Genomic DNA, 23,028 nt, shown 5'->3' on the forward strand with positions numbered 1-23,028 from the left:
GGTTCCTTTCGTGGATGGGGGCCTCAGGCGGCGGCCTCCTCGGCGGACTGCGGCGCCTCGGCGCTGCGGAAGCGCCAGCCGCCGCTGGGCAGGTCGCCGCCGGTGCTTTCCTTCGCGGCCGCGGCGTCGAAGCGCAGCTTGCCGGGGTTCATCAGGCCGTGCGGGTCCATGGCGCGCTTGAAGGCGGCGTCGGCGCCGTCCAGCGACTTCATGCCGCCTTCCTTGACGAGGAAGGTGTGGTTGTTGGCGACCATCGCGCCGTCCTCGGCCATGCCGCGCATCACCTCGGCCAGCTGCGCCTCGCCCTCGTAGCGGAAGAAGGGCGAGCCCTGGAAGCTGAGCTTGCCGTCGAAGCGCTTGGCCTCGAAGTGCATGCCCGGCATGTGGGCGAAGCGGCGGTGGCTGCGGCCGATGGCGCCGACCAGGTCCGGGTCCAGGTACAGGCCGACGTTGCTGACCACCTCGGGGTGGTCGCGGTTGACGTGCATGCGGGTGTGGCCCCAGCTCATCTCGTAGAGCGGGATGCGGTAGGGCCCCTCGCCTTCCGGCGCGTCGCTGGTGACGGTGCCGCCGAACTCCGCCACCAGCGCGGTGAACGCCTCCATGAAGGGCGCCGCGACCATCGCCAGCACCATGCCCTCGCAATCGTCGCGACCGTAGGGCCTGAGCACGCGCATCATGCGCCAGATGGGCCCGCCGATGACGCTGACCAGCTTCTTCGGGATGCCGTCGCTGGTGGCCAGCGCATGCGCGAAGCGCACCGAGGTCATGAACTCGGGGAACACGACGACCTGCTCGCGCCAGGGCCAGGCCGGCGCCAGCGGCATCTCCAGCTCGGTGATGATGCCGTTGCTGCCGTAGGCGTGGTGCACGCGGTTCACGTCGTCGCCGCGCAGCTGCACGATGCGCGGTTCTTCTTCCACGCTCACCACTTCGAGGCCGAGGATGTTGCCGCGGTCGCGCAGGATGCCCCAGGCGCAGCTTCCCACGCCGGCGTGGCCTCCGCCGACGAAGCCGCCCAGCGTGGCGACCTTCCTGGTGGAGGAGTGGATGCGCAACTCCCAGCCCTGCGGCCGGGTCGCCTCGTCGATGGCCGCCAGGCGCGCGCCGGCCTCGGCGCGCACGCTGCCGGGCTGCTGCCACAGCACGCGCGCCAGGCCCGTCATGTCCACCATCGCGCCGCCGGCCAGCGGGATGCCCTGGCCGAAGTTGCAGGTGCCGGCGCCGCGCATCACCAGCGGCATGCGGGCGCGCGCGGCGGCGGCGGCGACGCGCAGCACGTCGGCCTTGTCGCGCGGCTGCACGATCACGTCGGCCACATGGCCGAGCGCGTCGTCCTTCATCACGGGGCTGAAGTTGGCCGTCATGTCGCGGCTCTTGCGGCGCACCACGGCGGGGTCGGAAATCGCGGGGACGTCGCCCAGCGCGGCGAGGAAGGCAGCGGTGTCGTTCATGCCTGGGTTCTCTCTCGGTGAAAAGGGGTGGAACGGAAGGCGCCGTCGCTGCGGGGCGGTCGTCGCGGTCCGGCGGCGGTCGCGGGCACGCACCACCGTGGACGCGAACCCTGGGCTGGTCACGTCGTCGGTGCGGACGGTGCAAGGAGCGTGCCCATGCGTGAAATTGCACGCATCAGGCGAAGGCCGCGCTACAGTGGATGCCGGGCGCCGGCGGGAGGGGCGCCGGCGCCATGGAACTCGAGGACCACATCTTCTTCCTGTGCACCCAGGTGGTGTACCGGCGCGACCGCGCCATCAACGAGGCGCTGCGCCCGCTGGGGCTGCTCAACACCGAGTGGCGCACGCTGGGCACGCTGGTGCGCAAGGGACCGCTGACGATGCAGGCGCTGGCGCAGTGGACGGCCTACGAGCGCACCCGCCTCACGCGCATCCTGCACGGCATGCAGGAGCGCGGCTGGATCGAGCGCACCGGCACCGAGCACGACGGCCGCGCCGTGCTGGTGCGCATCGCGCCGCGCGGGCGGGCCGTCCATGCGCGGGCCGAGAAGGCGGTCGATGCGCTGACCGCGCAGGTGCTGTCCGCCTGCACGCCGGCGGAGGTCGCCCGGGTGCGCAGGTCGCTGCGGGCGATGCGCGAGCGGCTGATCGCATCGGGCTACTAGGCAGGCACGACGGAGGCGCGGCAGGCGCCGCGTGTATTCTCCGGCTGCCACCATGATCCCCGACCCGGCCTCGCCCAGCATCGACTTCCCTGCAGCGGCCGTGCCCGGCCATCCGCGCTCGCGCGTGCGCCAGGGGCGCGAGCGCATCCTGGCCGACATCCGCGCGGCGGCCATCTCCGAGTTCAGCCGGCACGGCCTGAAGGGCACCTCGACCCAGGCCATCGCCGACCGCGCGGGCCTGACCAAGCCGCAACTGCACTACTACATCGCCGGCAAGGAGGAGCTCTACAACGAGCTGCTGATGCAGGTGCTGCACGACTGGAAGGTGGTGTTCTCCTTCGACGAGAGCGCCGGCGACCCGGGCCGCGTGCTGGCCGCCTACATCCGCCAGAAGCTGGACCACGCCTTCGACAAGCCGGAGATGTCGCGCATCTTCACCCGCGAGGTGCTCGACGGCGGAAGCAACCTGGCGCGCTTCTGGCCCATGTCGCGGCAGTGGACGCAGAAGAAGATCGACATCATCAACGGCTGGATCGCGCGCGGGCTGATGCGGCCGCTGGACGCGCGGCTGCTGCTGCAGCACATCTGGGCCATGACCCAGTACCACGCCGACTACGCCCTGCAGGCGCGCGCCATGGCCGGCCTGCCCGAGGACGCGCACCTGGACCGCGAGCCGGTCGCGCGCGAGCTGATCGCCTTCGTGCTGGCGGGCTGCGGCATCCAGGCCAGGGCCTGAGCATCCGCCCCTCTTGGGCGATTCCCCGTCCCGGTGCGTCCGGGCTGGCACATGCCTTGCGTAAGTCTGACCACTTGCTCTGATTAAGCGGTCAACATTCCATGCGCGTGCTCGTCGTCTACTGCCACCCGGTCGAAACCAGCTTCCACGCCGCCCTGCACCAGGAAGTGCTCGCCAGCCTGCGCGCCGCCGGCCACGAGGTGGACGACTGCGACCTGTACGCCGAGGGCTTCGACCCCGTGATGTCGCGCGAGGAGCGGCTGGGCTACCACGACGTGCCCGCCAACCGCGCCGCATTGCAGGGCCACATCGACCGGCTGCACCGCGCCGAGGCCATCGTGTTCTGCTTTCCGACCTGGTGCTTCGGCCTGCCGGCCATGCTCAAGGGCTGGTTCGACCGCCTGCTGATGCCCGGCGTGGCCTTCGACATCAGCGACCCCGCCCGCGTCCGGCCGATGCTGACGAACATCAAGCGCATCAGCGCCGTGGTCACCTACGGCCGCCCGCGCTGGCAGGCCTGGTACATGGGCGACCCGCCGCGCAAGATCGTCACGCGCTACATGAAGCGGCTCACCGCCGCGCAGGCGCGGGTGGACTTCCATGCCCACTACCACATGAACGTGGCCACGCACGAGCAGTTGTCGCGCTTCAAGGCCCGCGTGGGCCGCGCGATGGCGAAGTTCGCCTGACATCTCTCTCTCGACCCCGCGCGAGGTTCCCATGCTCCACGGCTACATCCCGCCCCACCGCTTCCTGCCCTACCTGAGCTGGACCGAGATCAACCAGCTGCCCGACCGCGAGAACACGGTCATCGTGCTGCCTTGCGGCGCCATCGAGCAGCACGGGCCGCACCTGCCCTGCTCGGTCGACAGCGTGATCGCCTCCGGCGTGATGGGCGAGGCGCTGCGCCGCCTGCCGCCCGAGGTGCGCGCCTTCGCGCTGCCGCCCATCACCTACGGCAAGTCCGAGGAGCACCTGCACTTCCCCGGCACCATGACGCTGACCGGCACCACGCTGCTGGCCACCGTCGTCGAGGTCGGCGAGTCGGTCTACCGCGCGGGTTTCCGCAAGCTGCTGTTCGCCAACGGCCACGGCGGCCAGCCGCAGGTGCTGGAGATGGCGGCGCGCGAGCTGCGTCTGCGCCACGGCGACTTCGTGGTGGTGCCGCACGGCGTCTCGCGCCTGCCCAGCGCGGCCAGCCGCCAGGTGAGCGAGCAGGAGAAGAAGCTCGCCATGCATGCCGGCCATTCCGAGACGGCGCTGATGCTCGCGCTGGCGCCCGAAACGGTGCACATGGAGCGCGCCGTCGCCAACTTCCCGCCGCCCTTCCCGATCAAGCTGCTCTCGGCCGACGGCCGGCCCGCGTGTGCCTGGACGGCGCGCGACTTCGGCCCCAGCGGCGTGATCGGCGACCCGACCTCGGCCACGCGCGAGCAGGGGCTGGAGATCCTGGACACGCTGGCCGCGAGCTGGGTGCAGGCGCTGACCGAGCTGTACCACCTGCGCTGGCTGGTGCGCGAGGAGCCCACCTGGGAGCGCGGCCACCAGACCGGCTTCATCCAGCCGTCCTTCGAGCCGAGCGCCGCCTGAGGGCGGCCCGGTCCTTGCAATCGCTTTTCGTCGCCTTCCTCAAGCCCCGGAGAACCCCGCCATGCGCCACCGCCTCGTTCCCCTGCTCGCCACCGCCGCCCTGGCCGCCGCGTCCGCCGGCGCGCAGGCCCAGGAGAAATTCGTCTACATGACCAACTGGTACGCGCAGGCCGAGCACGGCGGCTTCTACCAGGCGGTGGCCACCGGCATCTACAAGAAGTACGGGCTGGACGTCACCGTCAAGATGGGCGGCCCGCAGGTCAACATCCTGCAGATCATGGGCGCCGGCCAGGCCGACTGCATCATGGGATCGAGCGACCTGCAAATGCTGCGCGCCCGCGACAACGGCCTGCCGGTGGTCACGCTGGCCGCCATGTTCCAGAAGGACCCGCAGGTGCTCATCGCGCACGAGGACGTGAAGACGATGGAGGACATGAAGGGCAAGACCATCCTCATCGCCGCCAGCGCGCAGCAGGGCTACTGGGCCTGGGTGAAGTCGAAATACGGCCTGACCGACGCGCAGACCAAGCCCTACACCTTCAACATCCAGCCCTTCCTGGCAGACAGGAACGCGGTGCAGCAGGGCTACCTCACCTCCGAGCCCTACGCCATCCAGAAGGCCGGCGCCAAGGCCAACACCTTCCTGCTGGCCGACCACGGCTATCCCTCCTACGCCACCACCATCTCCTGCCTGGAGAAGACGGTGAACGAGCGCAGCCAGGCGGTCGCCAACTTCGTGAAGGCCTCGGCCGAAGGCTGGAAGAGCTACCTGGCCGACCCGGCGCCCGCCAACGCGCTCATCAAGAAGGACAACCCCAACATGACCGACGACCAGCTCGCCCACAGCGTCGCCGAGATGAAGAAGATGGGCATCGTCGTCTCGGGCGACGCGGCCCGGGGCGGCATCGGCGTCATGAGCGAGGCGCGCATGAAGGCGAACTACGACTTCCTGGTCAGCCAGAAATTCATCGACCCGGCCAGGGTCGACATCGCCAAGGCCTACCGGCTCGACTTCATCAAGGACGCGAAGGTGATGCCGTGACGCCGGGCACCCCCACCGAGTCACCGGCCGCCGCCGTGCCGGCCATCGAGGTCCTCTCGGCGCAGAAGACCTACCCCAACGGCACGCTGGCGCTGCAGCCGGTGGACCTGAGCATCCAGGAAGGCGAGTTCGTCACCCTGCTGGGCCCCTCGGGCTGCGGCAAGAGCACGCTGCTGAAGATGATCGCCGGCCTGCTGGAGCCCACCGACGGCCGCCTGCTGCTGTGGCGCAAGCCGGTGGCGGCGGCGCTGGAAGGCGAGGGCAAGAACCAGGAAACGCCGGGCCGCCCCAAGTTTCCTGGCTCCCCTCGGGGGACGGGCGGGGCGGAGCCCCGCCCTGGGGGCCGCAGGATGGCCTTCGTCTTCCAGTCGCCCACGCTGATGCCCTGGGCCAGCGTGCAGGCCAACGTGCGGCTGCCGCTGGACCTGGCGAAAGTGCCTCGCGCCGAGGCCGACGCCCGCGTGGCCGAGGCGCTGGAGCTGGTCGGCCTCACCAAATTCGCCAAGGCGCTGCCGCGCGCGCTGTCGGGCGGCATGCAGATGCGCGTGTCGATCGCGCGCGGCCTGGTGGTGCAGCCCAACCTGCTGCTGATGGACGAGCCCTTCGGCGCGCTCGACGAGATCACCCGCCACAAGCTCGACGCCGACCTGCTGGAGCTGTGGCGCAAGAAGAAGCTCACCGTCGTCTTCGTCACGCACTCGATCCACGAGGCGGTGTTCCTCTCCAGCCGCGTGGTGATGATGGCCGCGCGCCCGGGCCGCATCGTGGAAGAGGTGCGCATCGACGAGCCCTATCCGCGCAGCGAGGAGTTCATGGTGTCCTCGGAGTTCCAGCACTACGCCAAGCACCTGCAGCGCAGCCTGCGGGCGGCCAGCCTGCACACCGACGAGGAGGCCACCGTATGAGCATCACCTGGAACACGGCGCCCGCGCCGGCCCCGGCGGTCATCGCACCGGCCCCCGCGCCCGCCCAGCCCGCCGCGCCGCGCCGCCCTTCGGTGCCGCTGCTGCACCGCCCGCGCGTGCAGCGCCTGCTGCTGCCCCTGCTGGTCGGCCTGCTGCTGGTCGGCGGCTGGCAGGCGCTGGTGGTCGGCATGGAGCTGCCGCCCTACCTGGTGCCCTCGCCGGCGCTGATGATGAAGACGCTGGTCGCCGACTGGGCCGTGCTCGGCGGTGCGCTGCTGGTGACGCTGAAGATCACGGTGCTGTCCTTCATCGTCGCCACCATCGTCGGCGTGCTGGTCTCCTTCCTCTTCGTGCAGAGCCGGCTGATCGAGACGGCGCTGTTCCCCTATGCCGTGCTGCTGCAGGTCACGCCCATCGTGGCGGTGGCGCCGCTGATCATCATCTGGGTGAAGGACCCGACCGCCTCGCTGGTCATCTGCGCCACGCTGGTGGCGCTGTTCCCCATCATCAGCAACACCACGCTCGGGCTGCGCAGCATCGATCCGGACCTGCAGGCGTACTTCAGGATGAACCGCGCCACGCGCCTGCAGACGCTGGTGCGCCTGCGCGTGCCCAGCGCGCTGCCGTACTTCTTCGGCGGCCTGCGCATCTCCAGCGGGCTGGCGCTGATCGGCGCGGTGGTGGCGGAGTTCGTCGCCGGCACCGGCGGCAACGCGACGGGGCTGGCCTACCAGATCCTGATGGCCGGCTACCAGCTCAACATCCCGCGCATGTTCGCGGCGCTGCTGCTGATCTCGCTCACCGGCGTGGCGCTGTTCGCGCTGATGGCCTGGGCCACGCGCGCGGCGCTGGGCTCGTGGCACGCCAGCGAGCTGTCGCATGACTGAGGAGATCGCCGCCGTGAACGCCCCCGTTTCCGCCATCGAGCGGCTGCAGCTCGAACTGCCCGAACTGGACTGGATCACCGACCCGAACCGCATCGAGCGCCTGTCGCAGGACTTCTCGTGGTTCAGCCCGGTGCTCAAGCGCCGGCTCGAAGGCAAGGTAGCCGACACCGTGGTGCGCCCGCGCACCGAGGACGAGATCCGCCGCCTGGTGGCCGCCTGCGCGAAGCTGAAGCTGCCCCTCACCATCCGCGGCAGCGGCACCGGCAACTACGGCCAGACGACACCGCTGGCCGGCGGCGTGGTGCTCGACATGACCGGCTACAACGCGATGCTGTGGGTGCGCCCCGGCGTGGCGCGCGCGCAGGCCGGCATCCGCCTGGCCGAGATCGAGAAGGCCACGCGTCCCGGCGGGCAGGAACTGCGCTGCCTGCCCTCCACCTACCGCAGCGCCACGCTGGGCGGCCTGTTCGGCGGCGGCTTCGGCGGCGTGGGCTCGATCAACCACGGCCCGCTGGGTGCGCCGGGCAACGTGATCGGCCTGAAGGCCATGACCATCGAGCCCGAGCCGCAGGTGGTCGAACTGCGCGGCGCCGAGGCGCTGCGCATGCACCACCTGTGGGGCACCAACGGGCTGGTGCTGGAGCTGGAGATCGCCCTGGCGCCGGCCCAGCCCTGGCTGGAGACGCTCGCCACCTTCACCGGCTTCGACGCCGCGCTGGCCTTCGCCGATGCGCTGGCGCGCGCGCCGGGCCTGGCCAAGCGCGAGGTCGCCTTCTTCGCCAGCCCGGTGCCCGACCACCTGACGCAGCTCGCCGAGCACCTGCCGCGCGGCTGCCATGCCGTGCTCTCGCTGGTGGCCGAGGCCGGCGAGGAGGCGATGAACGAACTGGTCGCGGCGCACGGCGGCAGCGTCACCTACCGGCGCACGGCCGAGGACGTGGCGAAGTCCAACCGCACGCTGATGGAGTACACGTGGAACCACACCACGCTGCACGCGCTGCGGGTGGACAAGGGCCTGACCTACCTGCAGACCAGCTTCACCCCCGGCGAGCACGTGCGCCAGATCACCGAACTGGCGAAGCGCTACGAGGGCGAGGTGCTGATGCACGCCGAGTTCCTGCGCACGATGGACGGCCTGCTCACCTGCAGCGCGCTGCAGCTGGTGCGCTTTTCCACCGAGGAGCGGCTCGCGCAGATCATCCGCGAGCACCGCGACTACGGCGTGCGCATCAACGACCCGCACACCTTCATCGTCGAGGACGGCAAGGCCGGCGGCGAGCTGCCCGAGGAGGTGGTGGCGCTCAAGCGCCGCTTCGACCCGCTCGCGCTGCTCAACCCGGGCAAGCTGCGCCACTGGCCGGTGCGCAGCGCGCCATGAGCACGGGTGCGCCGATGGCGCGCTACGCGGCGGCGCGGCGCGTGGGCGACTTCGTCTTCATGAGCGGCGTGGTGGCGGTCGATCCGGCCACGCGCCGCGCCATCACCGGCTACGAGGACCTGCCGGAGGACGCCCGGGCCGAACTGCGCCGCATCGGCTACCTGACCGGCCAGATGTCGGTGGACGTGTTCGAGGCGCCGATCGTCGCGCAGAGCTGGTTCGTCCTCTCGCGCGTCCGCGAACTGGCCATGGCCCACGGCGGGAGCATGGCGCAGGTGTTCAAGCTGGTGCAGTACTTCCGGCGCCTTCCCGACTACGCGCACTTCAACCGCGTGCGCGGGCTGTTCTACCCCGGCGAGCCGCCCGTCAGCACCGTGGTCGAGGTGAGCCGCTTCCTGCCCGGCGACGAGGTGCTGGTGGAGGTCGAGGCGACGATGCATCTGTAGCGACACCGGCCCGGCGTCGGGTCCGGTGCGAGCCCGGAATCCGTCGCCATCGCCTTCGAGTCCCTGGAGTCCCGGCACCGCCGAAACGGATTCGCTCGGCAGGGCCGCCCTGGCATGTCCGTCCCGCCCCGGAGGCTCAACGCCCGTGCCCGGAAGATACTGGATAAAACAACAGTTATTCGATAAAGTGGCCGGCCTTCAAGAGCAAACGTCGAGACATCCTCATGGCCCTGCCCACCCGCCTTCTGCGGCCAGTCGCAACCCTTGCCGCGCCATGCGCTGGCTCGCCCGCGAGCCAGCCTTCCCGGCCCTGCACCTGGCCGTTTGCAGTGCTCACGCGGCGCCTTCCCACGACCGTCGCATCGGACACGCCCCGCAGCGACGACATCCTGGCGCACGCCGTACGGATCCTGTCGACCACGGCAAGGCATTGGCGGATCTCCCGCAACGGTGGGCGCGCTGCCGGGCCCGGAATGCGCACGCCCGAGCAAGGATGATCGGCAGATGCGGACCATTCTGGGAGGGATGCTGTGGTTGCCGCTCACGGCCCTCGCGCAGTGCCTGGTGGTCGGCGTGAGCGATGGCCATACGCTCACGGCCCGATGCGGCGTGCCGGGGCGCCATGAACAGGTCAGGGTGCGCGTGGCAGGCATCGACGCACCGCGGAAAGGGCAGCCCCATGGCCAGCGCTCCAGGCAGTCCTTGTCCGATCTGTGCCATCGCCAGACGGCCAGGCTGACGCCACGCGACTGGGACCGCCACGGCCGCACCGTCGCTTCGGTGGAGTGCCAGCGGATGGATGCGGCCAAGCACCAGGTGCGAACCGGCATGGCCTGGGTCGACGACAGGTATGCACGAGGTTTCGAAGGGCTGTACATCCTGCAGGACGGCGCCAGGCAGCAGCGGCTCGGTCTGTGGGCGGACAAGGCGCCGGTGCAGCCGTGGCTGTGGCGCCAGGCCGGACGCGCGCGCAAGGATGCCCGCGTCCTGCCCGAATCAGCCCCTTGAGGCACCGAGTCCGCCACGCGTTCGTCGCTCACGACACGGGGCGCTGCGGAATCCAGTACGCCAGGGCTCCTGCCGCAGCGAAGGCGACCAGCCCGGTGACGGCAATGCCCGCGCCCAGGGACAAGCTGGCCGCGAGAAAGGACAGCAGCGCCGGGCCGCTGGAGGATCCGATGTCCGACATCAGCCGCCATACGCCGAGGAATTGCGCGCGGCCATGGCGCGGCGAATGATCTGCACCGAGGGTCATGATCATCCCGGAGCCGATGCCGTTGCCGAAGCCGATGGCCAGCGAGGCGATCAGGAACGCAGCGACACCCGATGTCAGCGGCATCAGCAGCATCGCCAGCCCCATGACCAGCATCGAGGGGACCGCGACCCAGCGCCTGCCCTTCTGGTCCATCACCTTGCCGGCCGGGTAGAACACCAGCATGTCCACCCCGCCGGCCAGGCCATAGACCAGCGATGCCGTGGACGGCGCCAGGGCGAGGTGGTCTGCCCACAGCGGGATCACCGCCTGGCGCGACGCGCGCACCGCGCTGACCAGCAGCACGCCGAGGCCCAGGGTGAGGAACACGCGGCGGTGGTCGCGCAGCGTCGAGAGAATGGTGGTCCTGGCCTGCACCTGTCCGGGCGCGGCTGGCGGTACCTCCAGGTCGGGGATGCGCGCGCCGATGGCCGCCGCACCCAGCACGGCGGCGATGCCCACCCAGTAGGCGGCCGCCAGCCCGAACGCATGCACGGCGGCGGCGGCGAGAAAGGGGCCGCCGAACATGCCGATGCGCATCACTCCGCCCAGCGTCGAGAGGGCGCGCGCGCGGTAGGCGAAGGGCACCGCCTCGGTCATGTAGCTCTGGCGCGCCAGGTTGTAGACGGCCTGCGACATGCCCACCATGAAGCAGCCCGCGGCGAACAGCCCGAGGTGCGAGGTGCGCACGCAGATCAGCATGCCCAGGCCGCTCCACACGCCCGCGGCCACGATGGCCCAGCGCTCGCCCCAGCGCATCGTGATCAGCGAGGCCGGGATGTTGCTGAGCAGCGAGCCGATGCCGATCAGCGCCACCATCAGCGCCGCGATCGGGACCGAGGCGCCGAGGTCGCGCGCCGTGAGCGGCACGATGGGCAGGATGGCGCCCTCGCCCAGCCCGAACAGCAGCGATGGACCGAAGGCCGGAACGGCGATGCGCCACAACGAGAACGGCGACGGGGAAGATGAGGTCGAGGCAGCGGAGGGCGAAGGCATGCGGCGAAACGGTGGCGCGCGCCCGCCTGACCCGCGTCAGGAACGGACGAGGCGATTGTCTTGCCGATGTCCGATTCCTGCAGGAGGCACATCTCAGTGCCCCACCCGCAGGGCCCTGCGCCCGAATGGCCGTGACGACAAAGGTGGCGCGGGGCGCTGTCCGAAAGCCTGGCGGCGCCTCGCGCCGACACGCCCTACCATGACGAGCATGAACAGCGATGGCGCACGCCCATGGAGCACCCATGAAAGAACAGCGCATCCATGAGTTCTTCAAGCGATACCAGGACTTCTTCCGCCAGGGCCTGAAGAACGAAGCGGACCTGGAGCAAGTCGCCTCGTCCTACGCCACCGCCTTCATCGCGGCCTCGCCGGCAGGGGTCATGACCGGCCGGAACGACGAGCAACTGAAACAGGTCATGCGCCAGGGGTTCGAGCGCTACCGCCGGATCGGCACGAAGGACATGACCTTGCGCGGTGTTCGCATCGACGCCATCGACGAACACCATTGCCTTGCGCACGTCGCCTGGACGGCCACTTACGACCGGGGCGCGGACCCGGACGTTGCCGTCGACTTCGACGTCCACTACCTCATACAGCAGCTCGATGGCGAGCCGAAGATATTCGGCTGGGTGTCGGGCGATGAACAAGCGCTGCTGAAACAGCACGGCGTTCTCTGAGCTTGACGAGCCGTTGCGAGAGAAGGCGGCGCCCGGCCCGATGGCCGGCCTTCAGCACCGGGCGCGGTCACCGCCGCCTCGCACCCGATCGGCAAGGCGCTTCTGCAGCGCCGTCGAAGCAAATTAAATCCGGGCAATATCTCTGAAAAACCAAGATTGAAGGCGCATGGACCGAAGATCCGTGCCCCGCCGCATCCGTCGAATACCGCGCCAGGGGGCTTGAAAGCGGCAGCGATGCCCTTATGATTAGCACTCGCTGGCGATGAGTGCTAACAATGCTCTGGCACCCGGCGCCAAGTGGACGGGGAGGTCCCCTCGCGGACCGCCTCCCCTCGGATTCCAACCTGTCTCATTTCCATCAGGAGATTCAATTGAAACTTCGTCCTCTGCACGATCGCGTGATCGTCAAGCGCGTTGAAAGCGAAACCAAGACCGCCTCGGGCATCGTGATCCCCGACAACGCCGCCGAGAAGCCGGACCAGGGTGAAGTCCTGGCCGTCGGCCCCGGCAAGCGCAACGACAAGGGCGACTTCGTGGCCCTGAACATCAAGGTCGGCGACCGCGTGCTGTTCGGCAAGTACTCGGGCCAGACCGTCAAGGTCGACGGCGAGGAACTGCTGGTCATGAAGGAAGACGACCTGTTCGCGGTCGTCGAGAAGTAATCAATCCCCCCTGAATTTCGGAGAACAAACACATGGCAGCAAAAGACGTGGTCTTCGGCGGCGACGCCCGCGCCCGCATGGTCGAAGGCGTGAACATCCTGGCCAACGCCGTCAAGGTGACCCTGGGCCCCAAGGGCCGCAACGTGGTGCTCGAGCGCTCCTTCGGCGCCCCCACCGTGACCAAGGACGGTGTCTCGGTCGCCAAGGAAATCGAACTCAAGGACAAGCTGCAGAACATGGGCGCCCAGCTCGTGAAGGAAGTGGCTTCCAAGACCAGCGACAACGCCGGTGACGGCACCACCACCGCCACCGTGCTGGCCCAGGCCATCGTGCGCGAAGGCAGCAAGTACGTGGCCGCCGGCCTGAACCCGATGGACCTCAAGCGCGGCATCGACAAGGCCGTCGCCGCCCTGGTGGAAGAGCTGAAGAAGGCCTCCAAGGCCACCACCACCAGCAAGGAAATCGCGCAGGTCGGCTCGATCTCGGCCAACAGCGACGAGACCATCGGCAAGATCATCGCCGACGCGATGGACAAGGTGGGCAAGGAAGGCGTCATCACCGTCGAGGACGGCAAGAGCCTGGACAGCGAGTTGGACGTGGTCGAGGGCATGCAATTCGACCGCGGCTACCTGTCGCCCTACTTCATCAACAACCCCGACAAGCAGAGCGCCGTTCTCGAGAACCCGTTCGTGCTGCTGTTCGACAAGAAGATCAGCAACATCCGCGACCTGCTGCCCACGCTGGAAGCCGTGGCCAAGGCCGGCCGTCCGCTGCTGATCATCGCCGAGGAAGTCGAGGGCGAAGCCCTGGCGACCCTGGTGGTGAACACCATCCGCGGCATCCTGAAGGTCGTGGCCGTCAAGGCGCCGGGCTTCGGCGACCGCCGCAAGGCCATGCTCGAAGACATCGCCATCCTGACGGGCGGCAAGGTGATCGCCGAGGAAGTGGGCCTGACGCTCGAGAAGGTGACCCTGGCCGACCTGGGCCAGGCCAAGCGCATCGAAGTGGGCAAGGAAAACACCACCATCATCGACGGCAACGGCGCTGCCGCCGACATCGAGGCCCGCGTGAAGCAGATCCGCGTGCAGATCGAGGAAGCCACCAGCGACTACGACCGCGAGAAGCTGCAGGAACGCGTGGCCAAGCTGGCCGGCGGCGTGGCGGTGATCAAGGTCGGCGCTGCGACCGAAGTCGAGATGAAGGAAAAGAAAGCCCGCGTCGAAGACGCCCTGCACGCCACCCGCGCTGCGGTGGAAGAAGGCGTGGTGGCCGGCGGCGGCGTGGCGCTGCTGCGCGCCAAGCAGGCCGTGGGCGACAAGGTCAAGGGCGACAACGTGGACCAGGACGCCGGCATCAAGCTGGTGCTCAAGGCCATCGAGGCGCCTCTGCGCGAGATCGTCGCCAACGCCGGCGGCGAGCCGAGCGTGGTGGTGAACAAGGTGCTGGAAGGCAAGGGCAACTTCGGCTTCAACGCTGCCAACGACACGTATGGCGACATGCTGGAGCTGGGCATCCTGGACCCGACCAAGGTGACCCGCACCGCGCTGCAGAACGCCGCTTCCGTGGCTTCGCTGCTGCTGACGACCGAAGCCATGGTCGCCGAGGCGCCGAAGGACGAAGCACCGGCCGGCGGCATGCCTGGCGGCATGGGCGGCATGGGTGACATGGGCGGCATGGGCATGTAATTCACAAGAAGCGCTTCGCGCTTCTTGTGGTTCTGTTCAGTCAGATCAAAAAAGCCGGGCAGAGCCCGGCTTTTTTATGGGCGCACGGCTTTCGCGCTGCTTCGCCGTGCGGGCTTCGCGCGTTGCGCTCAGCCTCAGTGGCGACCGCTGAAGCGGTGGTCGGCCTGGCGGCGGAACTCGGTGGGGGTCATGCCCTTGATTTCCAGGAAACGCCGGTTGAAGTTGGCCACGTTGTTGAAGCCGACCTGGTAGCAGATGTCCGTCACGTAGTGGTCGGTCTGCATCAGCAGGTGGCAGGCGCTGTTGATGCGCACGCGGTTGACGAAGTCGGTGAAGTTGTTGCCGGTCGATCGGCGGAAGAAGCGCGAGAAGCGCGACTCGCTCATGCCCAGCTCGGCCGCCAGGTCGCCCGCACTGATGGGCTCGGCCACGTTGGCGGTGATGCGGTTGACGATGCGGTTGATCTGCTCGGTGCCGGCATCGCCCTCCGCGCCCTGGATCTGCACGGACGACAGCAGCCGGTAGTCGGTGCAGCGCGCCAGGTCGTCCAGGAATTCGCAGAAGCGCGCGAAGCGCATCATCCCGCGGCTGGACTTGACGGCCGTCCAGTGCTCGCGCGCTCGCTCCGAGAGACCGAAGAACTCGATGCCGTTGCGCGCGCGCTCCAGCAGGTGCATCACCTCGCGCAGCTCGGGCACGTGCTCGGCCGCGCGGGCCAGGGGCTCGTGCCGGAACTGGATCACCAGGTCGCGCTCGGGCACGCCCTCCTCGCCGGCGTCCAGCGAGACCCAGTTGTGCGGCAGCCGCGGCCCGCACAGCACCAGGTGGCCCGGCTGGAAGGGGCCGATCCAGTCGCCGATGAAAGCCTTGCCCGAGGTGGCGACGATCAGGTGCAGTTCGTACTCGTCGTGGAAGTGCCAGCGCGCCAGCGGCGTGGGGTAGCCGTGCGCCAGGCAGCGCACCAGGCCGGCCTCTTCCGGCGCCTCGTAGCCCAGCGCGGGCGAGCGCGAGAAGTCCTGCTCCATCTCGGGCTGGCGCTGGCGGGGCCGGACGGGCTGGGATCGCATGGCGGGCATGAGGGAACCGGATGCGCGGAAGGACACGGGCAGGCTCGGCATGGGGATTTCAGTTCATCACATTACCACCGTCGACGTTCAGCGTCTGCGCGGTGATGTAGCGCGCCTCGTCGCTGGCCAGGAAGACCGCGGCGCCCGCCACGTCCTGCGGCAGCCCCATGCGGCCCAGCGGCACGGCCAGGCCGACCTGGCGCTTCTTCTCACCCCGGGGCAGGTTTTCGTGGCGGGCGAACAGGCCGTCGACCTGCTCCCACATGGGCGTGTCGACCACGCCGGGCGCGATGCCGTTGACGCGGATGCCGTGCGGCGCCATCGCCAGCGCGGCGCTCTGGGTGTAGCTGATGACAGCCGCCTTGGTGGCGCAGTAGTGCGAGACCAGCGCTTCGCCGCGGCGGCCCGCCTGCGAGGCCATGTTGATGACGGATGCGCCCTGCGTGCCCGCCTCCACCATGTGCCGCAGCACGGCCTGCATGACGAAGAACATGCCCTTCACGTTGACGGCGAACAGGCGGTCGAAGGAGGCCTCGTCGGACTCTAGCAGCGGCGCGAGGTCGAAGACGGCGGCGTTGTTGATCAAGGTGTGGACCGGCCCGAAGCGGGCCACCGCCTCGGGCAGCAGGCGGTCGATGTCGGCGCGGCGGGTGACGTCGGCGGCGACGTAGTGCAGCGCCTGCGGGTGCGACGCCAGGGCCGCGGCGGCCTCGGCCGGCGCCTGCGGTGCGCGGTCCACCAGGGTGCAGCGCGCGCCCTCGGCGCGGCAGGCCAGCGCCATCGCCAGGCCGATGCCGCCGCCGGCGCCGGTGATCAGCACGTGGCGCTGGTCCAGGCGCGGCGTCATACCTGCCCCTCGAACCGCGCGACGCGGCCCGACGCCCGCTGCACAGCATCCACCAGCCGCGCGTCGCCGGCCAGTCCGCCCCACAGGCCCGCATCCGCGCACAGCGCCGCCACCGGGTCGGCGGCGTCGCAGATGGCATGGGCCACCGCCGGGTCCATGGCCTGGTCCTGGTAGGCGTAGGTCAGTCGCCCGCGGTGCCAGCGCTGCAGGAAGGCGAGGAACAGCGCCGGCAGCATCGCCACCGCGTCGATGCCCTCGCCGGCCGCCAGCCGCTCGCGCACCGTGGGCGCGATGAAGCCGGGGATCTTCGAGAAGCCGTCCATCGCCACGCGCTGGTTGGTGTCGCGGATGGCGGGGTTGGCGAAGCGCTCCAGCACCACGTCGCGGTAGGCCGGCAGGTCGACGGGGCTGCCGGAACGCCGGGCCGCCCCAAGTTCCGGCGCCCCCCCCGGGGGGGCGGTCGGGCGCAGCCCGGCCGTGGGGGCTTCGGTTCTGCCGGGGCGGCTCAGGCAGGGGATCACGTCCTGCGTCACGTAGTCCCAGGCCATGCGGCGGATCTCCGGCATCTGCACGCCTTCGTGGATGTACGTCAGGCCGCGCAGCGTGCCGGCCCAGGCGATGCAACTGTGGCTGGCGTTGAGCACGCGGATCTTGGCTTCTTCATAGGGCTGAACCGACTGCACCATCTGCACGCCCACGGTCTCCCACGCCGGCCGGCCGGCGATGAAGTCGTCCTCGATCACCCACTGGATGAAGCTTTCGCCCATCACCGGCGCGGCGTCGTCCCAGCCGGTGGCGGCGCGCACGCGCTCGCGCAGTTCGGGTGGCGGGCGCGGCGTGATGCGGTCCACCATCGCGTTGGGCGAGGTGGTGTGGGCGCGGGCCCAGTCCAGCAGCGCCGCGTCGCCGACGTGCGCCAGAAAGTCCAGCAGCGCGGCGCGGAAGCGCTCGCCGTTGTGGCGCAGGTTGTCGCAGTTGAGCAGCGTCACCGGGCCGGCGCCGCGCCGCATGCGCGCGCGCAGGATGGCGGCGACGGCGCCGTAGATGGTCTCGCCCGCCTCGCCGCGGCGCAGCCGCGCGACGTCGGCCACGATCTCCGGCAGGCCGGCGTCGAGGCGGTGTGCGCTGTCGAGCGAGTAGCCGGCCTCGGTCACGGTGAAGGACACGATGCGCACGGCCGGGTCGCTGCCGTGCTCGACCATCGCGGCCAGGCCCGGCGCCCAGGGAATGACCTCGCGGATCGCGGTGATGCGCTGGTAGCTGCATGCGCCGTCGGGCGAGACCGTCTCCAGCGTGTAGGCGCCGCCCTGCGCCGCCAGCGCGGCCAGCACCTCGGGCATGTCGGGCCGCAGGCTGGTGCCGGCCAGCGACCAGCGCGTGTCGCCGGCATCGGCGAGGCGCTGCAGGTAGGCCGCCTGGTGGGCGCGGTGGAAGGAACCCAGCCCCAGGTGCAGGATCACCAGGCCGCGGGCGCGGAAGGAACTCAAGATCGGACTCCGGGGGGAACAGCTGCGGGCGTCAGGCGGCAGGGAGGGCTCGGCCCTCGCGGTTGAACAGGTGCAGCACGGCGGGATCGATCTCCACGCCCACCGCGTCGCCGTGCGCGAGCGAGGTGCGCTCGTTCTGCCGCGCGATCAGCATGCGGCCGGCCACGTCGACGTGGATCAGCGTGTCCGAGCCCAGCGCCTCGACCAGGTCGACGCGGCCGGGCAGGCCGGCGCCGGCGCCGGCGCCCGCATGCACGCGCACGCCCTCGGGCCGCACGCCGAGGTAGCCGTCCTGCGGCAGCCGGCCGCCGGTCAGCTCCGACAGCACCGGCAGCGCGCCGGCCGGCAGCATGTTCATCGAGGGCATGCCGATGAACTGCGCCACGAACTGGTTGGCCGGCCGGTCGTACAGTTCCAGCGGCGAGCCGACCTGCTCGATCAGGCCGTCCTTGAGCACCACCACGCGGTCGGCCAGCGTCATCGCCTCCACCTGGTCGTGCGTCACGTAGATGGTGGTGGCGCCCAGCGCCTCGTGCAGCTTCTTGATCTCCACCCGCGTGTTGCCGCGCAGCGCGGCGTCGAGGTTGGACAGCGGCTCGTCGAAGAGGAACACCTTGGGCGCGCGCACGATGGCGCGGCCGATCGCCACGCGCTGGCGCTGCCCGCCCGACAGCTCGCGCGGCGTGCGCTGCAGGTAGCTGGAGAGGTTCAGCTTCTCGGCCGCCGCCTCCACCTTGCGGCGGATCTCGTCGGCCGGCACCTTGGCCAGCTTGAGCGCGAAGGACATGTTGTCGTACACGCTCATGTGCGGGTAGAGCGCGTAGCTCTGGAACACCATCGCCAGGTCGCGCTTGCCCGAGGGCGCATGCGTGATGTCGCGCCCGTCGAGCATCAGCGTGCCGCTGGTGATGGGCTCCAGCCCGGCGATCAGGCGCAGCAGCGTGGACTTGCCGCAGCCCGAGGGGCCGACGAAGACGATGAACTCGCCCTTCTCGATCGCCAGGTCGACGCCCTTGATGATGTGCGCGTCGCCGAAGCTCTTGCGGATGCCCCTGAGTTCGAGGAATGCCATGGTCTGCCTCCTTGTTGTCGTCGTCACTTGACCGCGCCGAAGGTGAGGCCCTGGACGAGCTGCTTCTGCGAGAACCAGCCGAACACCACGATGGGCGCGATGGCCATCAGCGAGGCGGCCGAGAGCTTGGCCCAGAACAGGCCCTCGGGGCTGGAGTAGGACGCGATCAGCGTCGCCAGCGTGCCGGCCTTGGCCGAGGTGAGGTTGAGCGCCCAGAAGGCCTCGTTCCAGGCCAGCACCAGGCACAGCAGTCCGCACGAGGCCAGCCCGCCCACGGACAGCGGCATGACGACGTGGCGGAACTCGGTCCACAGCGTGGCGCCGTCCATGCGCGCGGCCTCCAGGATCTCGGGCGGGATGTCCTTGAAGCTGGTGTAGAGCATCCACACCATGATCGGCAGGTTCGACAGCGTGAAGACGATGATCAGCGCGGGCAGCGTGTCCAGCAGGCTGGCGGTCTGCGCCAGCACGTAGATGGGCAGCAGCGCGCCGACGGCCGGCATCATCTTGGTGGAGAGCATCCACATCAGGATGTCGCGCGTGCGCTTCGTGCGGAAGAAGGCCATCGAGTACGCCGCCGGCGCGGCGATCAGCAGGCCCAGCAGCGTGGACACCACGCTGGTGATGAGCGAGTTGCGCGCGAACAGCAGGTAGTCGCTGCGGCGCTGCACCTCGGCGAAGTTCTCCAGCGTGGGCTCGAAGACGAAGAGCGGCGGCACCGCGATGGCCTGCAGCTCGGTCTTGAAGGCCGTCAGGCACAGCCAGCCCAGCGGGAAGAACAGCAGCAGCGCCGCGGCCCAGGCGCCCGCGGTGCGGGCCGCCAGCGGCAGCAGCTGGCTGGGGGGTTGCGAGGTGGACATGGTGCTTTTTCTCCCCTCAGTCCAGGTTCTTGCCGATGATGCGGATGAGGAAGGCCGCCACGACGTTGGCCAGGATCACCGCGAACAGCGCGCCGGCCGACGCGATGCCCACGTCGAAGTTCATCAGCGACTGCTTGTAGATCAGGTAGGTCAGGTTGGTGCTGGCGTTGCCCGGCCCGCCTGCGGTGGTGATGGCGATCTCGGCGAACACCGAGAGAAGGAAGATCATCTCGATCATGATGACCACCGCCATCGGCCGCGCCAGGTGCGGCAGCACCAGGTAGAAGAAGCGCTGGAAGGGCCCGGCGCCGTCCATGCGGGCGGCCTCCATCTGCTCGCGGTCCAGCGACTGCAGCGAGGTCATGAAGATCAGGCAGGCGAAGGGCAGCCACTGCCAGGCCACCATGATGATCACCGACAGCAGCGGCCAGTCGGCCATCCAGTCCACCGGCTCGGCGCCGAAGAAGCGCCACACGTCGGCCAGGATGCCGTAGATCGGGTTCATCATCATGTGCTTCCACAGCAGCGCGTTGACCGTGGGCATGACGAAGAAGGGCGAGATCAGCAGCACCCGCACGATGCCGCGGCCCGGGAAGGGCGCGTCGATCAGCAGCGCCAGCCCGATGCCCAGCACCACCGTGGCGGCGATGACGCTGCCGATCAAGAGCAGCGTGTTGCCCACCGAGGGCCAGAAGTCCGGGTCGGTGACGAAGTAGTGGAAGTTGTCGATGCCCGCGAAGGGGTGCTCGCCGGGCTGCATGAGGTTGTAGTTCACGAAGGAGAAGTACAACGTCATCGCCAGCGGCACGATCATCCAGAGGAAGAGCGTGAGCACGGCCGGCGCCATCAGCGCCCGGGGCAGCAGTCGGTTCATGGCGGCACTCCCTGTGCGTGCGGGTTCGCGGAGAAGTCGGAACAGGACGCCGCGCGATGCGGCGCCCGTGGCGTCACTTGTAGTAGCCGCCCTTCTTCATCTCACGCTCGGCCAGCGTCTGCGAGGTCTTGAGCGCCTGCTCCACCGTCACCTTGCCCGCCAGGGCCGCGCTCATCTGCTGGCCCACGCCCACGCCGATGGCCTGGAACTCGGGGATGGCCGCGTACTGCACGCCCTGGTAGGGGCTCTTGGGCAGCGTGCTGTCATTCGGGTTGGCGCTGTCGATGGCCTTCTTCTCGGCCTCGGCAAACTTCGCGACCTTCTGGAACTCGGGGTTCGCGTAGGTGGACTTGCGCGTGCCGGTGGGCACCGCGTGCCAGCCGTGCTCCTTGGCCACGAGCTGGATGTAGTCCTTGGAGGTGGCCCAGCGGATGAACTTCTGCGCCGCCTCGTCCTTGGTCGAGCTGGCCGGGATGGCCAGGTTCCACGACCACAGCCAGTTGGCGCCCTTGGGCGTCTTGGCAATGGGCGCCTGCGCGAAGGCCACCTTGTCGGCCACCTTCGACTGCTTCGGGTCGGAGATGAAGGAGGCGGCGATGGTCGCGTCCACCCAGGCCGCGCACTTGCCCTCGTTGAACAGCGCCAGGTTCTCGTTGAAGCTGTTGGCCGAGGCGCCCGGCGGGCCGTCCTTCTTCATCAGATCGACGTAGAAGGAGATGGCCTCCTTCCATGCCGGGGTGTCGAGCTGCGGCTTCCACGCCGTGTCGAACCACTGGCCGCCCCAGGTGTTGGCCAGCGTGGTCAGGAGCGCCATGTTGTCGCCCCAGCCCGGCTTGCCGCGCAGGCACATGCCGTACACGCCGGCCTTCGGGTCGTTGGCCTTGTCGGCGAATTCCTTGACCTGCTGCCAGGTCGGCTGCTCCGGCAGCGTCACGCCCGCCTTGTCGGCCAGGTCCTTGCGGTACATGAGCATCGAGCTCTCGCCGTAGAAGGGCGCAGCGTAGAGCTTGCCCTCGTGCGAGAGGCCGCTGCGGATGGCCGGCAGCAGGTCGTCCACGTCGTAGGCGGCGTCGGTGGCGATGGGCTTGAGCCAGCCCTTCTTCGACCAGATCGGCGCCTCGTACAGGCCGATGGTCATCACGTCGAACTGGCCGCCCTTGGTGGCGATGTCGGTCGTCACGCGCTGGCGCAGCACGCCCTCCTCCAGCGTGACCCACTTGAGCTTGATGTCCGGGTTGGCCTTCTCGAAATGCGGCGTGAGTTTCTGCATCTCGATCATGTGGCCGTTGTTCACGGTGGCGATGACCAGTTCGGTGGCGGCCTGGGCGGCCAGGCCGGCGGTGGCGAGCGCGAGCACGAGGCCCGATCGGGCGAAACGCTGCATGGTTGTCTCCTTGGCTGGGGTTCCACGGCACCGGGGCCGCTGGTGCCGCATTGTTCGATGCGCCGCATTGCGCGGCTGATAGCTCTCTTGCCCATTTCGATACCGATTTGCGTATGTTTATCCGTGAATTCCCTTAGATCAGCAAAATCGGATGCAAATGGCCTGTCCGTGGCCCCATGAAAAATGGCCCCCACGCTCCCCCGCTTCGCGTCGTCCGCTGCCCCCCGAGGGGGCGCTTTTCATCTTGGGGCGGCCCGGCGATGAAAAAGGCCGCCCGGGGGCGGCCTTGCAAGGCGTGGCGGCAGCGCCCGCTCAGGCGGCGACCGTGGGCGGCGCCCCGAAGCTGTTGGACTCCGGCTGGCTGGGCTGCACCATCAGGTAGATCAGGTAGAGGTTGACCAGCGGGATGATGCACAGCAGCAGGAACCAGCCCGACTTGCCGATGTCGTGCAGGCGGCGGGCGCCGGCGGCCAGCGCGGGCAGCAGGAAGGCCAGCGCGGCCAGCAGGTACACGTACTCGTGGATGAACTGCGCCACCACCAGCACGATCACCTCGAACAGCACGAACCACCAATACTCGGAACGCGATGCGCGGCCCGAGAAATCGGCGTACTTGGCAAAGCAGGTCTTGACTGCGGTCATGAAATCCATGGAATCACTCCTCTTCTGCGTTGAATCGCCGCGGATCATATAGGCCACCGCCGGCCGCGCGATGACAGCGGGGCCAGCCTAGATGTGAAGTGTCAACAGGTTCTTTCGAGGAATCGATAGACGGGTGATTGGAGCAGCCAAGTTGATACCGTGGTGGGGGCGGTGCCAGTTGTAGAAGTGATTCCACAAGGACAAGGCCGCACGGCGCTGGTCTGAGTTGGCGTAGGCGTGGCCGTAGGCCCACTCGCGCAGGGCGGACTGGATGAAGCGCTCGGCCTTGCCATTGGTCTGGGGTCGGTAGGCCCGGGTGAACTTCTGGGTGATGCCCATCTCCAGGCAAGCCTGGCTGAACAGGCCCGAGCGAAACGCCATGCCGTTGTCGGTCAGCACGCGCTGGATGGGCACGCCCAG

At 69.2% G+C, this 23,028-nt stretch carries 24 protein-coding genes; 13 read left to right on the forward strand and 11 right to left on the reverse strand.

What is annotated here, in order from left to right; all coding sequences use genetic code 11:
- Positions 1 to 23: 23 nt before the first annotated feature.
- Complete coding sequence (locus tag Q392_RS21115; RefSeq protein WP_051953818.1) at positions 24 to 1,454, reverse strand: FAD-binding oxidoreductase; 1,431 nt, start codon at positions 1,452 to 1,454, stop codon at positions 24 to 26.
- Between the two features lie 233 nt (positions 1,455 to 1,687).
- Here Q392_RS21115 and Q392_RS21120 point away from each other — a divergent pair, with 233 nt between their 5' ends.
- The 10 genes from Q392_RS21120 to Q392_RS21165 all read left to right on the forward strand — a co-directional run bounded on the left by Q392_RS21120 (position 1,688) and on the right by Q392_RS21165 (position 10,111).
- Entirely contained in the window at positions 1,688 to 2,119 is a 432-nt protein-coding gene (locus Q392_RS21120; protein WP_038211966.1) for a MarR family winged helix-turn-helix transcriptional regulator, read from the forward strand.
- Between the two features lie 52 nt (positions 2,120 to 2,171).
- Entirely contained in the window at positions 2,172 to 2,855 is a 684-nt protein-coding gene (locus Q392_RS21125) for a TetR family transcriptional regulator C-terminal domain-containing protein (RefSeq protein WP_084217286.1), read from the forward strand.
- A gap of 101 nt (positions 2,856 to 2,956) precedes the next feature.
- Complete coding sequence (locus Q392_RS21130) at positions 2,957 to 3,544, forward strand: NAD(P)H-dependent oxidoreductase (RefSeq protein ID WP_038211919.1); 588 nt, start codon at positions 2,957 to 2,959, stop codon at positions 3,542 to 3,544.
- Between the two features lie 31 nt (positions 3,545 to 3,575).
- Positions 3,576 to 4,445 (forward strand): creatininase family protein, encoded by an 870-nt coding sequence (locus Q392_RS21135; protein ID WP_038211921.1) that lies wholly within the window; start codon positions 3,576 to 3,578, stop codon positions 4,443 to 4,445.
- A 61-nt stretch (positions 4,446 to 4,506) separates the two neighbouring features.
- On the forward strand, positions 4,507 to 5,487 hold the full coding sequence (locus tag Q392_RS21140; protein WP_038211924.1) for an ABC transporter substrate-binding protein: 981 nt from the start codon (positions 4,507 to 4,509) through the stop codon (positions 5,485 to 5,487).
- Positions 5,484 to 6,392, forward strand: coding sequence for an ABC transporter ATP-binding protein (locus Q392_RS21145; protein WP_038211926.1), 909 nt, complete (start codon positions 5,484 to 5,486; stop codon positions 6,390 to 6,392). Before Q392_RS21140 ends, Q392_RS21145 begins: the two co-directional genes overlap by 4 nt.
- A complete protein-coding gene (locus Q392_RS21150; protein WP_084217288.1) occupies positions 6,389 to 7,279 on the forward strand; it encodes an ABC transporter permease in 891 nt (296 codons plus the stop codon). Before Q392_RS21145 ends, Q392_RS21150 begins: the two co-directional genes overlap by 4 nt.
- Positions 7,280 to 7,292: 13 nt before the next feature.
- The gene (locus Q392_RS21155) at positions 7,293 to 8,657 is read left to right on the forward strand and encodes an FAD-binding oxidoreductase (RefSeq protein ID WP_038211972.1); all 1,365 of its coding nucleotides are present in this window, start codon (positions 7,293 to 7,295) and stop codon (positions 8,655 to 8,657) included.
- Positions 8,654 to 9,103 carry a RidA family protein gene (locus tag Q392_RS21160; protein ID WP_038211928.1) on the forward strand — a complete coding sequence of 150 codons (450 nt, stop codon included), beginning with the start codon at positions 8,654 to 8,656 and terminating at the stop codon, positions 9,101 to 9,103. The genes Q392_RS21155 and Q392_RS21160 overlap by 4 nt, the downstream gene beginning before the upstream one ends.
- A 504-nt stretch (positions 9,104 to 9,607) precedes the next feature.
- Positions 9,608 to 10,111, forward strand: coding sequence for a thermonuclease family protein (locus Q392_RS21165; RefSeq protein ID WP_038211931.1), 504 nt, complete (start codon positions 9,608 to 9,610; stop codon positions 10,109 to 10,111).
- 28 nt (positions 10,112 to 10,139) lie between these two features.
- On the opposite strand, the gene Q392_RS21170 is transcribed toward Q392_RS21165, so the two are convergent.
- Entirely contained in the window at positions 10,140 to 11,351 is a 1,212-nt protein-coding gene (locus Q392_RS21170; protein ID WP_038211933.1) for an MFS transporter, read from the reverse strand.
- Positions 11,352 to 11,593: 242 nt separating this feature from the next.
- Here Q392_RS21170 and Q392_RS21175 point away from each other — a divergent pair, with 242 nt between their 5' ends.
- The 3 genes from Q392_RS21175 to groL all read left to right on the forward strand — a co-directional run bounded on the left by Q392_RS21175 (position 11,594) and on the right by groL (position 14,375).
- Positions 11,594 to 12,028, forward strand: coding sequence for a hypothetical protein (locus tag Q392_RS21175; protein ID WP_038211935.1), 435 nt, complete (start codon positions 11,594 to 11,596; stop codon positions 12,026 to 12,028).
- A 371-nt stretch (positions 12,029 to 12,399) separates the two neighbouring features.
- Positions 12,400 to 12,690: a co-chaperone GroES gene (gene groES / locus Q392_RS21180; RefSeq protein ID WP_038211938.1), complete on the forward strand. Its 291-nt coding sequence runs from the start codon at positions 12,400 to 12,402 to the stop codon at positions 12,688 to 12,690.
- Positions 12,691 to 12,722: 32 nt separating this feature from the next.
- A complete protein-coding gene (groL, locus tag Q392_RS21185; protein ID WP_038211941.1) occupies positions 12,723 to 14,375 on the forward strand; it encodes a chaperonin GroEL in 1,653 nt (550 codons plus the stop codon).
- A 134-nt stretch (positions 14,376 to 14,509) separates the two neighbouring features.
- Here groL and Q392_RS21190 read toward each other — a convergent pair whose 3' ends face one another.
- From Q392_RS21190 to Q392_RS21230, 9 genes are all read right to left on the reverse strand, one after another.
- Positions 14,510 to 15,451 (reverse strand): AraC family transcriptional regulator, encoded by a 942-nt coding sequence (locus Q392_RS21190; RefSeq protein WP_038211974.1) that lies wholly within the window; start codon positions 15,449 to 15,451, stop codon positions 14,510 to 14,512.
- A 49-nt stretch (positions 15,452 to 15,500) separates the two neighbouring features.
- A complete protein-coding gene (locus tag Q392_RS21195) occupies positions 15,501 to 16,289 on the reverse strand; it encodes an L-iditol 2-dehydrogenase (RefSeq protein ID WP_038211943.1) in 789 nt (262 codons plus the stop codon).
- Complete coding sequence (locus Q392_RS21200) at positions 16,286 to 17,746, reverse strand: mannitol dehydrogenase family protein (protein ID WP_051953824.1); 1,461 nt, start codon at positions 17,744 to 17,746, stop codon at positions 16,286 to 16,288. Before Q392_RS21200 ends, Q392_RS21195 begins: the two co-directional genes overlap by 4 nt.
- A gap of 61 nt (positions 17,747 to 17,807) precedes the next feature.
- Positions 17,808 to 18,848, reverse strand: coding sequence for an ABC transporter ATP-binding protein (locus Q392_RS21205; RefSeq protein ID WP_038211946.1), 1,041 nt, complete (start codon positions 18,846 to 18,848; stop codon positions 17,808 to 17,810).
- Between the two features lie 23 nt (positions 18,849 to 18,871).
- The gene (locus tag Q392_RS21210; protein WP_038211949.1) at positions 18,872 to 19,708 is read right to left on the reverse strand and encodes a carbohydrate ABC transporter permease; all 837 of its coding nucleotides are present in this window, start codon (positions 19,706 to 19,708) and stop codon (positions 18,872 to 18,874) included.
- A gap of 16 nt (positions 19,709 to 19,724) precedes the next feature.
- On the reverse strand, positions 19,725 to 20,582 hold the full coding sequence (locus Q392_RS21215; protein ID WP_038211951.1) for a carbohydrate ABC transporter permease: 858 nt from the start codon (positions 20,580 to 20,582) through the stop codon (positions 19,725 to 19,727).
- Between the two features lie 73 nt (positions 20,583 to 20,655).
- Positions 20,656 to 21,966 carry an ABC transporter substrate-binding protein gene (locus Q392_RS21220; RefSeq protein ID WP_038211953.1) on the reverse strand — a complete coding sequence of 437 codons (1,311 nt, stop codon included), beginning with the start codon at positions 21,964 to 21,966 and terminating at the stop codon, positions 20,656 to 20,658.
- A gap of 312 nt (positions 21,967 to 22,278) precedes the next feature.
- On the reverse strand, positions 22,279 to 22,617 hold the full coding sequence (locus tag Q392_RS21225) for a DUF805 domain-containing protein (protein WP_038211954.1): 339 nt from the start codon (positions 22,615 to 22,617) through the stop codon (positions 22,279 to 22,281).
- Positions 22,618 to 22,695: 78 nt separating this feature from the next.
- Positions 22,696 to 23,028: integrase core domain-containing protein (locus tag Q392_RS21230; protein WP_038211976.1), on the reverse strand; the 333-nt coding region annotated here is incomplete at its 5' end.

This window comes from Xenophilus azovorans DSM 13620 (assembly GCF_000745855.1).
GTDB lineage: Bacteria > Pseudomonadota > Gammaproteobacteria > Burkholderiales > Burkholderiaceae_C > Xenophilus > Xenophilus azovorans.